Here is a 1,421-nt window from a genome sequence, read left to right on the forward strand (position 1 = left end):
GGGTATTTCTTGTATAATAAGAGGAAAATTGGGATCGGAGAATGTTCAAAATGACAAAAAAGCTATTTACAGAAAGAGAAATTCAAATTTTATCGAGTAACCCATACGTAAAATCTGTAAGTCAGAAAGGTATCACTTATACAGAGGAATTTAAGCGTATTTTTATTGAGGAAAATGAAAAAGGAAAGTTACCTCGAAATATTTTTGAAGAATGTGGCTTTGATATAGATGTGATTGGAATGAAACGAGTTATGTCATCAGGAAGTAGATGGCGTGCTGCTTATAGAAAAAATGGTGTATTTGGTTTGCGAGATACACGCACCGAAAACGCTGGAAGAACTCTTGAGAGAGAGCTTACGTTAGAAGAGAAGTATGCCCGTTTAGAAGCCGAACGAAACTTACTAAAGGCGGAAAATGAATTGTTAAAAAAAATCAAACTTATGGAAGGGAGGATGAGAAGGAAATAACGTTACCACCTAGTCAGAAATTCATCTTGATTCATTCTGTCATCATAAAATACAACTTAAGAAATATGGTCAGTCATTTGTGTAAAGTAGTTGGTGTATCCCGTTCGGGATACTATAATTATTTTTCAATTTCATCTCAAGAACAACGGAAACAAAAGAGCGATCGAGATGAAATCGTGAAAGAAACCATATTAAAAGCACTTCGATTTAGAAATAGAAAGAAAGGGGCTCGTCAAATAAAGATGACATTAGCGGGTCAGTTTCAAGTTGTCTACAATTTAAAACGTATCCGTAGAATCATGAAGAAATATGAGATTGTCTGTCCGGTTCGTAAAGCGAATCCTTATAAAAGAATGCTGAAAGCGACAAAAGAACATCGAGTAGTACCGAATCGATTAAATCGAGAATTTAAACAAAACACCCCAGGAAAAACACTTCTTACAGATATCACCTATTTAGTTTATGGTAAGAATAAAAGAGCCTATTTGTCTACAATTTTAGATGGCTCAACCAATGAAATTGTAGCTTACCATGTTTCAGAACAGATGACATTAGACCTCGTAACGACAACCCTTCATAAACTAAAAAGGAATAAGAGGATTCGATTGACTGAAGGTGCATATATTCATTCAGATCAAGGAGCCCACTACACAAGTCCTACCTACCAAAAGCTAGTCAAAAAGCTAAATCTCGGGCAATCCATGTCAAGAAGAGGGAATTGTTGGGATAACGCTCCACAAGAATCATTTTTTGGTCATCTGAAAGATGAAGCACATATAAAACCTTGCGAGTCTTTTACTGAGTTGAAACAAGAGATTAAGAAATATATGACGTACTATAATCATTATAGATATCAATGGAATTTAAAAAAGATGACTCCTGTTGGATACAGAAATCATCTTCTTGATGTTGCCTAACTTTTTTCAAAATGTCCTTTACAAAGGGTACAGATTA

The 1,421-nt window shown here is 34.9% G+C and carries 1 protein-coding gene; it reads left to right on the top strand.

Annotated features, from left to right (window positions below):
• Window positions 1–41: 41 nt before the first annotated feature.
• Window positions 42–1,384, top strand: a protein-coding gene (locus tag MR071_RS24955; protein WP_242238237.1) for an IS3 family transposase whose coding sequence is annotated in 2 segments (ribosomal slippage) — window positions 42–423 and window positions 423–1,384 — 1,344 coding nt in all. Because the reading frame shifts where the segments join, the coding sequence is not laid out codon by codon here.
• Window positions 1,385–1,421: the final 37 nt, after the last annotated feature.

Origin of the sequence: Bacillus cereus group sp. BfR-BA-01316, assembly GCF_022664195.1 — a bacterium.
In the GTDB taxonomy this organism is placed as follows: Bacteria; Bacillota; Bacilli; order Bacillales; family Bacillaceae_G; genus Bacillus_A.